This is a genomic window from Streptomyces coffeae (assembly GCF_016741875.1).
GTDB classification, from domain to species: Bacteria; Actinomycetota; Actinomycetes; order Streptomycetales; family Streptomycetaceae; genus Streptomyces; species Streptomyces coffeae.
In genome coordinates, this window is the sequence record NZ_JAERRF010000139.1 from 1 (window position 1) to 1025 (window position 1025).

Here is a 1025-nt window from a genome sequence, read left to right on the forward strand (position 1 = left end):
TCGCCACCACCCAGCTGGTCCTCACCGTCCCCGCCCTCCTGATACTCGCCCTGCTGATCGTCCAATTTGCCCTGGCCTGGCACGCGCGGCACCTCGCCCACTACACGGCCGAACGCGCCCTGGCCGCCGCCCGGGTCCAGCACGGCACCGCAGCACAAGGCCGAGCCTGGGGCTTACGCAGCCTGGCCCAACTCGGAAGCCGCGTCCTCACCTCCCCCTCTGTGACGGTCCACCGCACCCCCACCCAGGCCACCGTGCGGGTGAAAGGCACGGTGATGCCCGTTCTGCCGGGCCTGCATCTGACCGCGCACGGCACCGCCTCCGGCGCGGTCGAGCGGATCACCACCCCCGCCGGAGGACCGTCGTGAGCAACACACCGCGCCACGCCGGAACGAAGGTGGACCGTGGCTCAGCAGCAGTCGAATTCGTCCTGGTCACACCCCTGCTCCTGCTCGTCCTGATGACCGTTGTCGCGCTGGGACGCATGACCGACGCCCGGCTCATGGTGGCGGACACAGCCCACCAGACCGCCCGCGCAGCTTCCCTCGCCCGCACCCAAGGCCAAGCCCTCACCACCGCACGGCGCACCGCGCACGCCTCCCTGGATCATGCCGGCACCGCATGCTCACAGGCCAAGGTCACTCTCGCCACCAGCGGCCTCCAGCCGGGCAGCACCGTGACCGCACACATCAGCTGCACCGTCACGCTGACTGACCTCACCCGCATTCGCATGCCGGGCCGGATCACCCTCCACCAGACCGCCCACTCCCCGGTGGATGTGCATCGGAGCACCCGGTGAAACGACCAGCACTCATCCAACGCCTCCGCGAGCAGGCGGCGACCAACCAGGACCGCGGGCAGGTCACCGCGTTCGTGGTCGGCATCGTGGCCGCACTGTGGCTGTTCGCCGGAATCGTCGTCGACGGCGGACTGGCCCTGGCTGGCAAAGCCCGTGCTTTGGACGTGGCACAGGAGGCGGCCCGAACAGGTGCCCAGCAACTCGACGTCGGCCGGCTGCGCAGCGT

General features: G+C 70.2%; 3 protein-coding genes. All 3 read left to right on the forward strand.

Translation table 11 applies throughout. The features are described from left to right. On the forward strand, nucleotides 1-368 hold a 368-nt coding region (locus JK363_RS41325), incomplete at its 5' end, for a TadE/TadG family type IV pilus assembly protein (protein WP_236076584.1). Then, nucleotides 365-799: a TadE/TadG family type IV pilus assembly protein gene (locus tag JK363_RS41330; protein ID WP_307822120.1), complete on the forward strand. Its 435-nt coding sequence runs from the start codon at nucleotides 365-367 to the stop codon at nucleotides 797-799. The genes JK363_RS41325 and JK363_RS41330, both read left to right, overlap by 4 nt. Continuing rightward, on the forward strand, nucleotides 796-1025 hold a 230-nt coding region (locus tag JK363_RS41335), incomplete at its 3' end, for a pilus assembly protein TadG-related protein (RefSeq protein WP_307822121.1). The genes JK363_RS41330 and JK363_RS41335, both read left to right, overlap by 4 nt.